10 protein-coding genes and 1 pseudogene are annotated in these 14,954 nt (G+C 70.1%); 4 read left to right on the top strand and 7 right to left on the bottom strand.

Annotated elements, in window-relative coordinates; translation table 11 throughout:
* Positions 1–49: 49 nt before the first annotated feature.
* The 3 genes from pepN to IE267_RS06390 form a co-directional block, all read right to left on the bottom strand.
* Positions 50–2,572 (bottom strand): aminopeptidase N, encoded by a 2,523-nt coding sequence (pepN, locus tag IE267_RS06400; RefSeq protein WP_189762378.1) that lies wholly within the window; start codon positions 2,570–2,572, stop codon positions 50–52.
* A 334-nt stretch (positions 2,573–2,906) separates the two neighbouring features.
* Positions 2,907–3,215, bottom strand: coding sequence for a chorismate mutase (locus tag IE267_RS06395; RefSeq protein ID WP_167153972.1), 309 nt, complete (start codon positions 3,213–3,215; stop codon positions 2,907–2,909).
* A 5-nt stretch (positions 3,216–3,220) separates the two neighbouring features.
* Complete coding sequence (locus IE267_RS06390) at positions 3,221–4,108, bottom strand: helix-turn-helix domain-containing protein (RefSeq protein ID WP_189762508.1); 888 nt, start codon at positions 4,106–4,108, stop codon at positions 3,221–3,223.
* Between the two features lie 126 nt (positions 4,109–4,234).
* Between IE267_RS06390 and IE267_RS06385 the strand changes: the two genes are divergently transcribed.
* Together IE267_RS06385 and IE267_RS06380 are read left to right on the top strand one after the other, a co-directional pair.
* Positions 4,235–5,995, top strand: a complete 1,761-nt coding sequence (locus tag IE267_RS06385; protein ID WP_189762377.1) for a glycoside hydrolase family 35 protein — start codon at positions 4,235–4,237, stop codon at positions 5,993–5,995.
* Positions 5,996–6,281: 286 nt separating this feature from the next.
* A pseudogene (locus IE267_RS06380) lies at positions 6,282–6,710 on the top strand (recombinase family protein); the annotation flags it as partial.
* Positions 6,711–6,763: 53 nt separating this feature from the next.
* Here IE267_RS06380 and IE267_RS06375 read toward each other — a convergent pair.
* On the bottom strand, positions 6,764–7,129 hold the full coding sequence (locus IE267_RS06375) for a hypothetical protein (protein ID WP_189762376.1): 366 nt from the start codon (positions 7,127–7,129) through the stop codon (positions 6,764–6,766).
* Positions 7,130–8,543: 1,414 nt separating this feature from the next.
* Positions 8,544–8,879: a hypothetical protein gene (locus tag IE267_RS06365; RefSeq protein WP_189762375.1), complete on the bottom strand. Its 336-nt coding sequence runs from the start codon at positions 8,877–8,879 to the stop codon at positions 8,544–8,546.
* A 50-nt stretch (positions 8,880–8,929) separates the two neighbouring features.
* Between IE267_RS06365 and IE267_RS40365 the strand changes: the two genes are divergently transcribed.
* Positions 8,930–9,046 carry an HNH endonuclease gene (locus tag IE267_RS40365; protein ID WP_373304476.1) on the top strand — a complete coding sequence of 39 codons (117 nt, stop codon included), beginning with the start codon at positions 8,930–8,932 and terminating at the stop codon, positions 9,044–9,046.
* A 27-nt stretch (positions 9,047–9,073) separates the two neighbouring features.
* Here IE267_RS40365 and IE267_RS06355 read toward each other — a convergent pair whose 3' ends face one another.
* Positions 9,074–9,619, bottom strand: a complete 546-nt coding sequence (locus tag IE267_RS06355; RefSeq protein ID WP_229860780.1) for an Hsp70 family protein — start codon at positions 9,617–9,619, stop codon at positions 9,074–9,076.
* Positions 9,620–9,765: 146 nt separating this feature from the next.
* Between IE267_RS06355 and IE267_RS06350 the strand changes: the two genes are divergently transcribed.
* Positions 9,766–10,152 carry a hypothetical protein gene (locus IE267_RS06350; RefSeq protein WP_189762373.1) on the top strand — a complete coding sequence of 129 codons (387 nt, stop codon included), beginning with the start codon at positions 9,766–9,768 and terminating at the stop codon, positions 10,150–10,152.
* Between the two features lie 697 nt (positions 10,153–10,849).
* On the opposite strand, the gene IE267_RS06340 is transcribed toward IE267_RS06350, so the two are convergent.
* Positions 10,850–13,942, bottom strand: a complete 3,093-nt coding sequence (locus IE267_RS06340; protein ID WP_229860778.1) for an endo-alpha-N-acetylgalactosaminidase family protein — start codon at positions 13,940–13,942, stop codon at positions 10,850–10,852.
* Between the last annotated feature and the right edge of the window lie 1,012 nt (positions 13,943–14,954).

Genomic DNA, 14,954 nt, shown 5'->3' with positions numbered 1-14,954 from the left:
CTCGTCACCGGTGCGGCCGAGTTCGGCCGGGTGTGCGGTTGTGGGCCGCTCAGTGGGTGGCGCGGCCCCGTACGGTCAGGGCGCGGCGCAGGTCGTCGACCTGGTCGGTGAGTTTGCGGCGCAGGGCGGGCAGCAGGTCGGTGCGGGCGAGGGCGGCCTCGCCGAGGTGCAGGGCTTCGGCGTCGACGGGGGTCGGGAAGGCGTGGCGGCCCGCGGCCTCGGCGATGACGGGGCCGCGCCGGTCGGCGAGCGGGGGCGCGTCCTGGTAGTAGCGGGTGGTGTAGGGCCGCAGGAGTTCTTCCTGTTCGGGCTGCCAGAAGCCCTGGGCGGTGGCGGTGAAGAGGTAGTTGGACAGGGTGTCGGCGTGGAACATGGCGTTCCAGGCGGCTTCCTTGGCGGCCGGGTTGGGCAGGGCGGCGCGGCAGCGGGCGGCGCCCTCCTCGCCGGTGGCGCTGGGGTCGGCGGTGAGGTGGGCGGTGATGTCCTGGTCGTCGGTGGCGCCGAGGACGGCGAGGCGGGTCAGGACGCGCCAGCGCAGTTCGGGGTCGAGGGCGGGCCCGCCGGGGACGTGTCCTTCGTCGAGCCAGCCGCGGATGGTGTCGGGCTGGGTGGCGGCGTCGATGAAGTGGCGTACGGCGATGAGGCGCAGGCCGGGGTTGGTGCCGTCCTCGGTGCGGCGGATGAGGTCGCGGGTGAGGTCGGTGAGCAGGGCGAGGGCGGCGGGGCGTTCGATGGGGGTGAGGTAGCGGTCGGTGATGTGGCCGGCGGCGAAGGCGAGGACGCCTTGGACGATGGCGAGGTCGGCTTCTTCGGTGAGGTGGGTGCGGGCGGTTTCGAGGTAGGCGGCGGGTGCGAGTTCGCCGTCGCGGACCATGTCGCGCAGGGAGTTCCACAGGACGGCGCGGGTGAGGGCGTCGGGGACGCCGGACAGGGCGCGCAGGGCGGTCTCGGTGGAGGTGTCGTCGAGGCGGACCTTGGCGTAGGTGAGGTCCTGGTCGTTGAGGACGAGGAGCGCGGGGCGGTGGCCGGGGCGTGCGGCGGGCTCGTCCTGGGGGACGTCGATGTCGGTGTGCTCGCGCAGGACGAGGGTGTTGCCGTGGCCGGCGTCGTAGGCGCCGACGGTGAGGCGGTGGGGGCGTTCGCCGTGCCGGGTGACGGTGAGGTGCCAGGCGCCGTCGGCTTCTTCGACGGTGGGGGTGAGGGTGTCGACTCCGGTGGTGCCCAGCCACTGCTCGGCCCAGGCGTGGACGTCGCGGTCGGTGGCGCGGGCGAGGGAGTCGATGAAGTCGGCGAGGGTGGCGTTGGCGAACTTGTGCCGGGCGAAGTGGGTGTTGATGCCGGTGAGGAAGTCCTTCTCGCCGAGCCAGGCGACGAGTTGGCGGAGCGCGGAGGCGCCCTTGGCGTAGGAGATGCCGTCGAAGTTGAGCATGGCGGACGCGGTGTCGGGGACGGCGTCGGGTGCGGGTGCGACGGGGTGGGTGGAGGGACGCTGGTCGGCGTCGTAGCCCCAGGATTTGCGGGTGATGCCGAAGTTGACCCAGGTGTCGGTGCTGCTCCAGGCGGGGAGCTGGCCCGAACTGGCGCTCTGGGCGGCCTCGTTGAGGGTCTGGTAGCCCATGTATTCGGCGAAGGACTCGTTCAGCCAGATGTCGTCCCACCATTGGAGGGTGACGAGGTCGCCGAACCACATGTGGGCCATTTCGTGGGCGATGACCATGGCGCGGGTCTGGCGTTCGGTGTCGGTGACGGCGGAGCGGTAGACGAACTCGTCGCGGAAGGTGACGAGTCCGGGGTTCTCCATGGCACCGGCGTTGAACTCGGGGACGAAGGCCTGGTCGTAGGAGTCGAAGGGGTAGGGCTCGTCGAACTTCTCGTGGTAGCGGTCGTAGCAGTGCCGGGTGACGTCGAAGAGTTCGTCGGCGTCGGCGTCGAGGTAGGGGGCGAGCGAGCGGCGGCAGTGCAGGCCGAAGGGGAGGCCGGCGTGTTCGGTGGTGACCGAGTGCCAGGGTCCCGCGGCGACGGCGACGAGATAGGTGGAGATGAGGGGGGTGGTGGCGGCTTTCCAGCGGCCGTCGTCCTGCTGTGCGGTGATGCCGTTGGCGAGGACGGTCCAGCCGTCGGGTGCCTGGACGGTGACGTCGAAGACGGCCTTGAGGTCGGGCTGGTCGAAGGCGGCGAAGACGCGCTGCACGTCGTCCATGAACAGCTGGGTGTAGGTGTAGGTCTCGCCGTCGACGGGGTCGGTGAAGCGGTGCAGGCCTTCGCCGGTGCGGGAGTACGTCATGTCGGCGTCGACGTGTAGTTCGTGCGGGCCCGCGGTGAGGCTGAGGGCGAGGCGGTTCTCGGTGAGGGCCTCGGGGTCCAGGGGCGTTCCGTCGAGGGTGACCGAGCGCAGCGCGGCGGGCTTGAGCTCGACGAAGGTGTCCCCGGCGGTGTGCGCGGTGAAGTGGATGGCGGTGCGGGAGGTGAAGGTGTCCTCGCCGCCGGTGGTGAGGTCGAGGTCGATCGCGTACCGCTGTACGGAGAGGAGCCGGGCTCGGGTCTGCGCTTCGTCGCGCGTCAGTACGGACATGGGGCCATGCTGCCCGATGTGCCGGGGGCGGCACAGTCCCGGAGGGGCGGGAGCCCCGGGGGCCCGGAGGGGGTGGGGGCCCCGAGTGCTGGGGGGCGCCCCCCAGCCCGCTGCGGCCTCGCACCGCGCGTGGTTGGTCGCGCAGTTCCCCGCGGCCCTCTAGGTGGACCGGAGCTCGTCTGTCGCGCCCACACGGCGGAGCCGCACATGTCACAGCCCCGCGCCCATAAAAACACTGGTGCTGGCCCGCACCGGGGCATTTCAGCCCGTCCGGCGTTTGAGGACGAGCGCCCTTAAGGCGCGAACGGGGTCTGGGGCGGAGCCCCAGGGGGCCTCAGGCGGACTTGGCGATCGTCTCGTGGTGCCTGATGACCTCGGCGATCACGAAATTGAGCAGCTTCTCGGCGAAGGCCGGGTCGAGCTTCGCGCTCTCGGCGAGGCGGCGCAGACGGGCGATCTGTTCGGCTTCGCGCGAGGGGTCGGCCGGGGGCAGTTTGTGTTCGGCCTTGAGGTGGCCGACTTGCTGGGTGCATTTGAAGCGCTCCGCGAGCATGTGCACGACGGCGGCGTCGATGTTGTCGATGCTGTCGCGGAGCCTGCCCAGCTCAGCCTGTACGGAGGGGTCGATCGTGGTCATGGTCATCGAGCTTACGTGGCATGGCCCGCGATGGTCGGGGGGTGTTCAGGATCCGGGATCCGGTGGCTCCAGCCGCCGGGTACGGCCCGGCCCTGCTGGGCGCGGAAGCGTACGGGAGCGGTGCCGACGCGGCGGGTGAACAGGCGGGAGAAGTAGGCGGGGTCGTCGTAGCCGACGCGGCGGGCTATGGCCGCGACCGGCAGTTCCGTGGCGGCGAGGAGTTCCTTGGCGCGGCCGAGGCGGATGCCGAGGAGGTAGTCCTTGGGGCTGCAGCCGGCGGCCCGGCGCACGGCGGTGCGCAGCTCGGCGGGGGTCATGCCGTGGCGGGCGGCGTGTTCGGCCACCGACAGGGGCTGGAAGGCGTCGCGTGCCAGGGCGTCGAGTACGGGGTCGCCGTCGGGGGCGACGTCGGCGCGGGCGCGGCGCAGTGCGACGAGGAGTTCGTGGACGGCGGCGGCGGTCTCGACCTCCAGGAGCGGGTTGCCGCGGCGGGCGGCCCTGGCGATGCGGCCGACGGCGGCGCGGGCGCCGACGGTGTCGCTGAGCGGCACGACGGGATGGTCGGGGTCGATGTAGCCGAGTTCGGTGTACGTGGTGGTGGCGGGCCCGTCGAAGTCGACGAACGACTCGTCCCAGCCGGTGGCGGGGTCGGGCCCGTAGTGGTGGGGGATGCCGGGGGTGAGCCAGATCAGGGCGGGCGCGGTGACGGTCTGCCTGCGGCCGTCGGCGCCGCGGAACCAGCCGCTTCCGGCGCCGATGACGACGGCCACGTGGTGGTCGAGGGTGCGGGGGCCGACGGTGGGCAGCAGGCCGTGCTGGAGCCCCACGCCGAGGCAGACCAGGCCGAGGCGGTGGTGGGCCGGGCTGGGGGTGAAATACCGCATCCAGGTGTGATACATGCCCATGTCCGTTCTGTGCCGTCCCCCTTGCGTCCAATCAGCGCCGATCTTTGTCCATGGACCGGCGGCGCGCCAGGGGCGAGAGTGGCCGGGCACAGTGACCGAGACAGATGGGCGGGGCGGCCGGTGGGCGACTTCACCGTGGGGGACGAGGACTTTCTGCTCGACGGGCGGCCGGTGCGCCTGCTCTCGGGGGCGTTGCACTACTTCCGGGTGCACGAGTCGCAGTGGGGGCACCGGCTGGCGATGCTGCGGGCGATGGGCCTGAACTGCGTCGAGACGTATGTGCCGTGGAACCTGCACGAGCCTCGGCCGGGGGTCTACGAGGACGTGGCGGCGCTCGGCCGGTTCCTGGACGCGGCGGACGCGGCCGGGCTGTGGGCGATCGTGCGGCCGGGGCCCTACATCTGTGCCGAGTGGGAGAACGGCGGGCTTCCGCACTGGCTGACGGGCCCGCTCGGCCGTCGGGCGCGCACGAACGACGCGGAGTATCTGGGCCACGTGGACCGCTGGTTCCGGGTGCTGCTCCCCCAGGTCGCCGAGCGCGAGATCGGCCGGGGCGGGCCGGTGCTCATGGTGCAGGTGGAGAACGAGTACGGCAGTTACGGCACCGACCAGGGTTATCTGGAGCACGTGGCGGGGCTGCTGCGCGACTGCGGCATCACGGTGCCGCTGTTCACGTCGGACGGGCCCGAGGACCACATGCTGACCGGCGGCTCGCTGCCCGGGGTGCTGGCCACGGCGAACTTCGGCAGTGGGGCGCGCGAGGGGTTCGAGGTGCTGCGCCGGCATCAGCCGTCGGGGCCGTTGATGTGCATGGAGTTCTGGTGCGGCTGGTTCGATCACTGGGGCGCGGAGCACGTGGTGCGGGACGCGGGGGACGCGGCGGCGACGCTGCGGGAGATCCTGGAGTGCGGGGCGTCGGTCAATCTCTACATGGCGCACGGCGGCACGAACTTCGCGGGCTGGTCCGGCGCGAACCGGGCGGGCGAGCTGCACGTGGGGGCGCTGGAGCCGACGGCCACGTCGTACGACTACGACGCGCCGATCGACGAGGCGGGGCGGCCGACGGAGAAGTTCTGGCGGTTCCGGGAGGTGCTCGCGCAGTACCAGGACGGTCGGGCTCTTCCCGAACTGCCGCCTCCGCCGGTGGAGTTGGGCGGCTCGCACGTGGTTGGTGCGGACGGGTGGGCGGCCTTGCCGGCGGTACTGGACGTGCTGGGGGGCGAGGAGTGCGAGCGGCCGGTGCCTCCTACGTTCGAGGAGATGGGTGTGGACCGGGGGGTGGTCCGCTACCGGGTCGACGTCCCCGGGCCGCGCCGGCCGTACCCGCTCGGGGTGCTGGGGCTGCGTGATCTGGCGACGGTGTACGTCGACGGCGTACGCGCCGGGGTGCTCGACACCGAGGACGCGACGCTGCCCGGGCCGGTGGCGGGGGGTGTCGCGGTGGAGCTGTGGGTCGAGTCCCTCGGCCGGGTCAACTACGGGCCGCGCGGCGGGGAGCCGAAGGGGATCACGGGTGGGGTGCTGCACGAGCGGCAGTACGTGCACGGGGTGCGGGCGCGGGGTCTGCGTCTGGACGCCTTCTCCGCCCCCGCGGTGGCGGAGGTGCCCTTCGGCCCGGCGGGGTCGGCGGGGGCCGTCGGCCTGCACCGGGGTGCCGTGGACCTGCCGTCCGCCGGGGCCTCGTTCGCGTGGCTTCGACTGCCCGGGTGGGGGCGGGGGTTCGTGTGGGTGAACGGGTTCTGCGTGGGGCGGTACTGGGGGGTCGGGCCGCAGCGGGCGTTGTACGTGCCGGGGGCGGTGCTGCGGGGCGGGGGCAATGAGGTGTGGGTGCTTGAGCTTGCGGGTGCGGAGGGGGCTGGGCCGGTCACCCTGGGCGCCTGACCCCTCCCGGCCCGGGGAGCGGGAGCGCCGCGGCTCCGCCCCGAACCCTGGGCCACCGCCGCCGGGGCTCCGCCCCGAACCCGCTCCTCAAACGCCGGAGGGGCTCAGCGCGTCGCCCTTCGGGCGCGGCCGGGGGTGGCAGTCCGCGCAGTTCCCCGCGCCCCTTGGCCATCCCCCACCCCGTCCCTTCCCGATCACTCCAGAGTCCTAGTTCTGGAGTGATCGGGTCGTGGCGACATCTGTGCAGGTCAGGCAGCCGAAGCAATCTCCGCTCCCCACACGGAGCATGCATGGAACATACGGAACCGCCGGAGTAGCCTCCGAGACCCTGCGTGGGGTTCGTCGCGTCCGATTGTCGGTGCGCACGGATGAGACGACCAGCCCCGAGCGGCAGCGCGAGGCCGACGACATAGCGGCGGCAGCCCTCGGCATCGACTTCGGCGAGGGCGAGGCACTGCGCGAAGCGGTGGACCTGGACGTGTCCGCGTCCGAGGTCGGCCCCTTCGACCGCCCCCAGCTCGGTATGTGCCTCAAGCAGCCGGACACCTTTGACGTGCTGGTGTGGTGGCGCTTCGACCGTGCCATCCGGTCCATGGGCGACATGCACGAGCTGGCGAAGTGGGCCAAGGAACACCGCAAGATGCTCGTCTTCGCCGAGGGCATCGGCGGGGGTCGGCTCGTCTTCGACTTCCGCAACCCCATGGACCCCACGAGTGTCCCCTCCAGGGGCGGACGGCCGGGAGTTGTTCGGACCCCGATCGGCTTCCGCTATTTGCGGCTGAGGGTTTGATGGTTCCCGTTGTCGGGATCTCCCACGCTGCGCCGCATTTGCGGATGCGCCTTTGAGCCGCCGAATTTCCACGGGTTGCCGTCGCAGACGGTGGTCCACAACGTCTCCGCTTCCTTGGCGTCGGGGTACACGCCCCACTCGCCGGTGCCGCTGCACTCCGACATCTTGTCGCCGTTGTCATTGATCTCGGCAAGGTTGGTTACGACGACGGTGCCATCGTCCTTGAAGAGCAGGGTTCCGGTATCGCCCTCGGTCCAGGTGCCTACGATGTCGGCCCGAGCCAGTGTCTGTTGCTGCCATATGCACCCCGTGGCCAGCGTCAACACCACGACCGCCAAGGCCACTCCGCGCAACCTTGCAGCGACTCGCCCTCGTTCATCACGCATGACTCCCCCTTGCGCACGTCACACCCTGGCTGCTTCGCACACCAGATCATCGAGCCCTCACGCTGCCACAGAAGTTGAACATGTTCAACTCCGCTCGATGTGCACTGGCCGCTCCGCTCCACACCGCATGGAGCGGAGCACCCTGGTCGCTCGCCGTAAGAAGCCACTTCTTTTCGTAATGCGGCGGTAGCAGATCAGAGTGCTGGCGATGCCGACGTTGGCGAGGAAGTGCTCTGGCTTGCGTTCCTAGTTGAGGTGCAGGCGCGTTACGGGACAAGCCTTAGCGGCCCGCCTGAAACCAGAGTGCACCCCGGTGATTCCTCACGATCGCCGGGGTTCCTCGGCGTCCCCAAACGGCGGATAGGCTCGCCGTATTCCGCACCACATGGGCGTGCGGGTCAGGGCTGGTGCATCACGGGTCCCAGAGCCCGGAAATGCAGTATGAACAGCCCGCACCACCCCGGTAGTCTCGCGGACCACCGGGGCTTTCCCGTGCCCGCACGCGGGCGCGTGGGCCCTGCCGGCTCGGCGCTACAGCGGGGCAGGGTGGTGTCAGAGTGACGGTTCCAACCCATTTTTTAGAACACGTAGAAAAAATAAGAGAGAAGAGAGACCGGGCCACTCTTCGGCACATCGCCACTTCCGCTCTCTGGGCAAGGCTCGCTCCCTATCAATACCGAGAGCGGGACTGCCGCGCACCCACCCAACGGGAGAATCCGGCGGACCGTGTGCCCGACTCTCGGAACCAGCGTTGCCCGTGCACCACGCGCCCCGCGTTACCGGGGTGGTCGCAGGGTCGTGAGGCAACGCGTGCGGGGACTGCACCGCCCACGAGTAACCGCCCCTGACCGGGGCGCCGAAAGGGGTCGTAAGCGCGTGCAGTCCCCCCGGTTGTCCCGCCTCGCCTGCGAGGACGACACAAGCCCGCTGACCCAACGGCAGAGGTGCGCCGTACCCAATCGGCAGAGTTCCCCGGTTCGAGTCCGGGGGCGGGCACTCCACACATCAACGAGCACCAGGCGGTGACTGATGACTCCCCGGCATTGAGTGCAGCGACCCGGCAACTCGGCGTGGACGCTGCCGAGTTCACGACCAAGCGCACCAGGAGTCCTACGGTTCGGGCTCGCCGTTCACGTGGTCGGCGGCGCGCGAAGCAGTTCGACGCTGCGGCACGGCTCCGCCGACGAGTGCAGGAACGAGGGTCCGCGTGGTGCGACTGGTGCCTAGCAGACTTCCCCGCGGACGGGGTGGACGTGGATCATGTGCGCCCGCTGTCCCTCGATGGCGAGGACATGGACAGCAACGTTCAGGTAGCTGTGCCACGGCCGCCATGGGCTGAAGGCGCGTACGGAGTCCGGGGCCGCAGGAGCCCTTAACCCTGTGCGTCCGTGTTGTCCACCCCGGCTGCATTGTTCTGGTTCACGTCTTCCACATTGCTGGGGCCGTGACTACCCGGCAGGTCTGCCCCGCCGCAGTGGTTGAGCGGGGTTTCGATGGGGAGTGCAGCTAGCAACCCTGCGGCGGTTCCACTGCCGTTCCTTGTGGCATCGCGACTCTGCGCAGCGTCGGTGTTGAAGCACGAATTGTCGTGCGACGGGGACGCGACGACGATGACTCCTCCCGCTACGGCGGGGCTTGCTGCGGCGAGTCCGGCGCCGATAGCTGCGGCGGCCACGGCGAGCGCGGTGGCGGTGCGGCGAGTGGTCATGCCGTGGGAACGATGGGGCTCGGCTTCGGTTACCACGGCACTACGTCGGCGTGGACCATGTGCGCCCACTGTCCCTCGGTGGCGAGGACGTAGACAGCCACGTTCAGGTGCTGTGCCACGGGTGCCATGGGCTGAAGACGCGTGCGGAGTCCGGGGCGCTCGCATGATTGGTGTCACAGGTTCGCCCGGATTGGCTATCGGCGTCGCTCCTCCTCCTCGCTTGGCATCTCGAACAATGCCAGAGGCGCGATGTTGTACTTGCCGCGGGCGGTGAACATTGCGCGCGGCTCACCGGAGTTGTCTACGACCGTCAGGCTCGCCGGAATGTACGCCCCGCCGCTGACGACAACGACGGGCTGGCCGTCGCGGTACTCGATGGACAGTGTGCCGATGGCCTCGGGCTTGACCTGGTCCGCCGGGATGATCCGGCTGGATTGTTGAACCAGGGGCATCCGGGTTTGGCCGCCGACCAAAATCACGTCGTTGATACTGCCAACGTCGAGTCCGAAGTCGCTAAGCCGCCGCTCTGGCACCGACACCGACTCGAAGGCACGCACGAGTTCAACAAGTGCAGCCGATGACCGGCCTTCGGACCGCTCCGTGACGAGCTCGGCTTCGCGAGCAATCGCCGCGAGCAGTGCGTTACGGGTCTCGGTGACGGCGCGGGGTTGAGTCACGGTGATCTGCGCCGAGATGGTGCTCCCGTCGGGTGCCTCGGAAATCGCCTGCTCGTAGGACACGTGTGTCCCCTCTCGAGTCGACGCCTTGCCGACCTGGCCCGAGGCTCTCAGTACGGAACGTGACTGGCCTACGACTCTCGGTGGAACGTCCGGTATCCGATGCATTGGCGCGAACTCTTCCCATGCCTGGAGGTGATCCCCCCCCCATGCCCGCACTCCGGGCGAAGATCGAGTCCGGCTTCCGGCGGCTCGGCGGTGCCGAACTCCTCTCGGCCGACATGGCCGGGAAGCGCACCGTCACGTGGAAGGGCATCCCGCTGCTTGACGCCGGTCAGAAGCTGGACGGCACCGACGTGCTTCCCATGACCATCGGAACCGGCGGCAAGCAGACCGGCGACATCTACGCCGTGCGCTTCGGCGCCACCGAGGCCGACGCCGGAGTAGGCGGACTGACCAACGGCGGCGTGCAGACCACCGACCTCGGCGAGTCCCACGACAAGCCCGTCTACCGCACCCGCATCGACTTCTACTGCGGCCTCGCCCTGTTCGGCGGCAAGGCCGCTGCACGGCTGACCAACGTCCTCGCCGGCTGACCCGCACCGCTAAGACCATGTCCTACATGGCGTAAGTGCTTGGCGCCGAGATCGCGACGGATGAGCCGAAGATCTTGTGACTCTCCGTAGCTGTGGGCGTTATCTACGCATGCCGATGAAAAGGATGACCGTAGCCGTGCTGCTCGCTGCGGCGGCTACAGGAGCAGGAGTGGTCACAGCAGTTCCTGCCAGTGCGGGAGGAGTAGGAGACTTCCTGTCCCCGGCCTTCGGGACCGACTGCGCCAACCTCAACACCGGTGCCCAAGCGGCAGGCCATACGACCCAAGGCAGCGGCGCCGCCGGCGGCAACCTGCTGGGCCTACCGATCGGCAGCCCCCTCAACCACTGCGGCGGTGCCGACCTGCCATTGCAACAAGTTCCGGTTGCCGGCGCTGCGAGTCAGGCACTAGACGGCGAGGCCGGGGTTGCACAGACCCCGCTGCCGCTGGGCTGAGCTTGTCCTGCATGGTCATGATCAGACGGGGACCAGCCCCGTTCGGCCACAGTGCCGGGCGGGGCTTTCTTGCGTCCTGACCAGGCCGTATCCTCCAAAACCCCTACTTACGAGCATCGGGGCCTCCCGAGACCCTCCGGGGGAGAGTTCGTAAGGTGCGGACCGTGCGGGGTTGCTCGCGCAGTTCCCCGCGCCCCCAACAGCACTGCGTGCGGGGGCAGCTTCGGCCGGTGCCCCAGGGGGCTACAGTTCGCGGGCCTCGAACGTGTCCAGTACGCATTCCGCCACCCCGTCGTCCCCCACCTTCCGCAACCCCACCCACGCCGCCCCCGCGTCCGGAGCCGTGAAGTCGTACGTGAACAGGGAGGGCTCCGAGACAGCGGCAAGCGCGACGCGGGTCAGTTCGCGGGGGGCCGGGGCGTCCACCCCGGTGATCCAGGCGTATTGGCCGTCCCGTTCGCACTCGTACCGGAAGGACACCCGGTACCGCCGGCCGGGCAGGAAGCGGACCGTGTGGTCGACCGTCCGGTACACGAGCCCTTCGTTCTCGCCCCGCGACTTCAGCGACTGCGTGCCGTCGACGACGTCGTCGATCGCCTTGCCGTTCCAGCCCCGCTGGGTGAACCGGGCGTGCCGCTGGGCGATGTGGGTGCGCGGGTCCGTGGAACCGCCCGCGTCGCCCTTGACGAAGACGCCCCAGCCGGACGGCACGTTCTGGAAGTCCTCGTAAGCGAACGCCCCCGGCTTCCCGGTCGGGCGTGACCGTACGACGCGGACGTTGTCGAAGCGGACCCGGGCCCGGCCCGCGTCGGCCCTCAGGGTGAGGGTGACGGGGCCGCCGCCGGGCGGGACGGTGAAGGGGACCGACATGCGCTGGAAGCGGGTGCCGTGCTTGCGGTCGGCGGCCACGTAGTTGCCGGCGGTGGAGGCGTCCGTCCAGTTCGTGGCGGTGACGCCGTCCGCGGTGCGCACGTCGAGGACGGCCCGGCGCCGCTCCCCCGCCGTCTCGCCGACCTCGACCTGCACGGAGGCGGAGTACGTGCCGGGAGCGAGGCGGGCCAGGCGCTGGCTGACGGCGGCCGCTCCCCCGGCGGGCAGGACGAGTTCGTAGTCGCCGAGGGCGCTGCGGACGACCTGGGCGGTGCCGTCGACCTGCCGGCCGTGCAGGGTGCCCGAGTTGAACCCGGGGTCGTGGAGGGGTGTGAACCGCCCCCAGCCGGGGTCGCCCTGGGGGCGGGTCCGCTCGCGGTAGATCACATACGGCTGTCCCGCCGCCGCGTCCGGGATGGTGATGCTGCCCGCGCGGACGGGCAGGTCGCCGACGTGGGCGCGGCCCTGGTCGGTCAGGCGGTAGAGGGAGGCCTTGCGCAGTCCGGACCAGCCGCGCGGCAGGCGCCAACTGGTGCTGCCTCCGGCCGGGTTGTAGTGGTAGAGCTTCTCGGGGTCGGTGGCGTTGCGGGGCTCCCAGGGCAGCAGGTAGGTGCCCGCGTCGTACACGAGACGGCCGTCGGTGGTGATGCGGCGTGCGCCGGAAGCGTCGGAGACCGAGGTGGGGACGGGCCCGGCGAAGGTGATCTCGTGCTCGCTCCAGCGGGCGATGGGCCGGGCCTGGAGGTATTTGGCGGGCAGCGACTCGGTCCAGATGAGGTCGTAGAACGCCTGCCAGTCCGTCTTGCCGGTCCAGCCCTCGAAGTTGCCCATGTGGGCGTGGCCGAGCAGGGTGGGCCACTTGTTGGCGAAGACGTCCTTCTGGTGGTGGCGGATGAAGCGGATGAGGCGGGAGTTGATGCCGCGCGAGGTGTCGGGGCCGTAGTCCGTCTCGTTGGCCCAGTGCGACCACAGCGAGGAGCGTTCCAGGCCGTGGCCCCATTCGGAGGCGACGAGCCAGCCCTGGTCGCGCAGGGCGCGCTGGAGGCGGTCGGAGGTCCAGCCGGATTCGCGGAACACGTCGAGGTAGATCGCGTTCAGGCCGCGGTCGGTGTCGCGACGCAGGTCGGCGAAGCGCTTGATGATGTCGCCGGAGACCAGGTCGCGGCGCTGGTCGATGCGGTAGGACTGGTCGAGCCAGTCCCACTGCCGGTTGGTCTTGTCGACGAGGGTCTCGGAGAAGGCGTTCGCGACCGGGTAGGACTCGGTGGCGTTCACGTGGACGGCGAAGTCGCTGTTCCACTTCTTTCCTTCGCGCACCAGGGCGTTGAGGTCGTCGAGGCCGCCGGCCCGCTGGTTGTAGTTTCCCGCGTAGTCGGGGTGGGCCGAGTCGTGGCCCTCCGACTGGTAGCCCTTGAGCAGGGTGTACTGGCGCAGCCCGTCGGTGGCGAGCGAGATCCGCTTGACGTTGTCGAGGGTGGTCAGGAACGGGTTGGTGGCCTGCGACGCGAAGTTGAACGGGATGTGTGCGACGACCCGCAGGTGCTGGTCGTCGGCGCCGAGCGGGGTCACCATGATGTCGCGGAACGCGATGGCCGCGTCCTGCCAGTCGATGGCGCCGTCGCCGTTGCGGTCGGCGGTGACGATGACGGTGGCGTACGGGAGGGGTTCGGTGGCGCCGGTGGGCGCGGTCGCGGCGCGGTGGGTCCATTGGCCGGGCGTCAGCTGCGCCTTGACGTAGCCGTCGCGTTTCAGGGTCTGGCGCCACAGCCGGCCGTTCTCCCAGGTGGCACCGGGGGTGGTGTCGGGCCTGTCGTAGACGGTGTTGGTCTCGATGGCGCCGCCGAGGCCGTGGTGGGCGAGGGCCGCGTAGGCGCAGCCGGTGGGTTTGGCGTCGGGGGCGGTGTCGGCGGTGGGGATGATCAGGGTGTCGCCGCTCTTGGCCTTGTCCAACTGGATCTGTGCGGCCAGGAGTTGGGCGCCGGGCTGGTCGCTGCGTACGGACAGCAGGGCGAGGCCGGGGATCTGCAGGGTGCCCACGCGCAGGGCGGCGGTGTCGTCGATGCGGGTGATGCGCCAGTCGACGCGGTGGCCGCTCACCCGGATCTCGGCGCCGATCTCGGTGCCGCCGTCGAAGGCGAGGGTGTAGGTGATGCGGTCGCGGTCCGGGCGTGAGGTCACCGTGGGGGTGTGCGGGGTGTTGTCGATGAGGACGTCGGTGACGGTGTCCTCCTGGCCGTGCAGGACGGCTCCGGTCTCGCGGTCGGTGTACGACACGATGCGGGGGAAGGCGCTGTCGACGCGGACGTCGAGCGCGGTGGAGCGCAGCACCGCCTCCCCGGCCGGCAGGGTGGCGGCGCGGGCCGCCGAGGGGATGCCCAGGGCGGCTCCGGCACCTGCGAGGGCGGTGGCCGCGACCACCGTCCTGCGGTTCGGCCCGTGCTGGTCCCCGTGCTGTTCGGCGTTCACGCTCGCTCCTTGTCGTGGCGGCTTCCGGTGCGGGCCACGATGTTCCGCTGGGTGCGGGTGGGCCCATGGACAAAGAGGAGGGAGATGTTGGACTAACGGGTCACGGTGGCGGGTGGGATCGGGCCCGTCCGGGGCGGGCCGACGCATACCGGCCGCACCGGTGGCGTCCGGCGGTCACACGGCACGGCGTAAAGGATCTGCCGTTGGCCTATGCCACCGGCGAACCGCCTGCTTCCCGCCTCGCACCCCGGACAATTGCGGATTCGGTGCCGTCCGTAATGCGTTGCGGGCATCATCGAGCGTCTTGCTCCTTTTCGGACAGACTCCCCGAAACGACACGGCTGGCGAATGCGAGCCCCTATTGTTGTTTCTGCGAAGCGCTGACCAGGGCAGGATCAGGGCGCGGTCGGACCACCGCACACCTGACCGAACAAGAATTCGGTAAACGGCCGTGGAGTACTTCGCCTTCGGCGAGCGCTAGGGGGTGGGAGCCGGTGGTACGGGTGAAACGGAAGGACACGAATGGGGGCGCCGCCCGGCAGGGCGCAAGGAGGCTCGGAGTTCGCGAACACCCCACGGGCAGATGTCGCACCACGGCACTGCGCGGTCCGGCCACCTGTAGGTGAGTGCGAGGACTTTCCACCTCATCAGGCCGTGATTTCCTCCGCAGCACGAGCAGTACGAGCAGCGCGACCCGGACGAACTACCTGACCTGCCCGGCCTGTCCGACCTGCCCGGCCTACCCGACCATTCGCGCCTGGACGCAACGCGCGCCCCGTGCGAACTGCACAGCGCCTACGAGCCGCACAGAATTCACCGGCATGTGGCCCGTCGCGGCATTGACACGTGACGGTCCGCCGGAGCGGACCGATCCTTCCTCTCCGGCGGACACCCGCCGGATTCCACGGATACCACGGATTCCACGGCGTCATTCACGCCGCCCTCCGACCCTCCGTTTCCGTTCGTTCTTCCGTTCCGTTCCCCCTCTCCCGCTCCTCCTCCCCTTCCTCCT

The organism is Streptomyces xanthochromogenes (genome assembly GCF_014650455.1).
GTDB lineage: Bacteria > Actinomycetota > Actinomycetes > Streptomycetales > Streptomycetaceae > Streptomyces > Streptomyces xanthochromogenes.
This window is presented reverse-complemented; position numbering and strand designations above follow the sequence as displayed.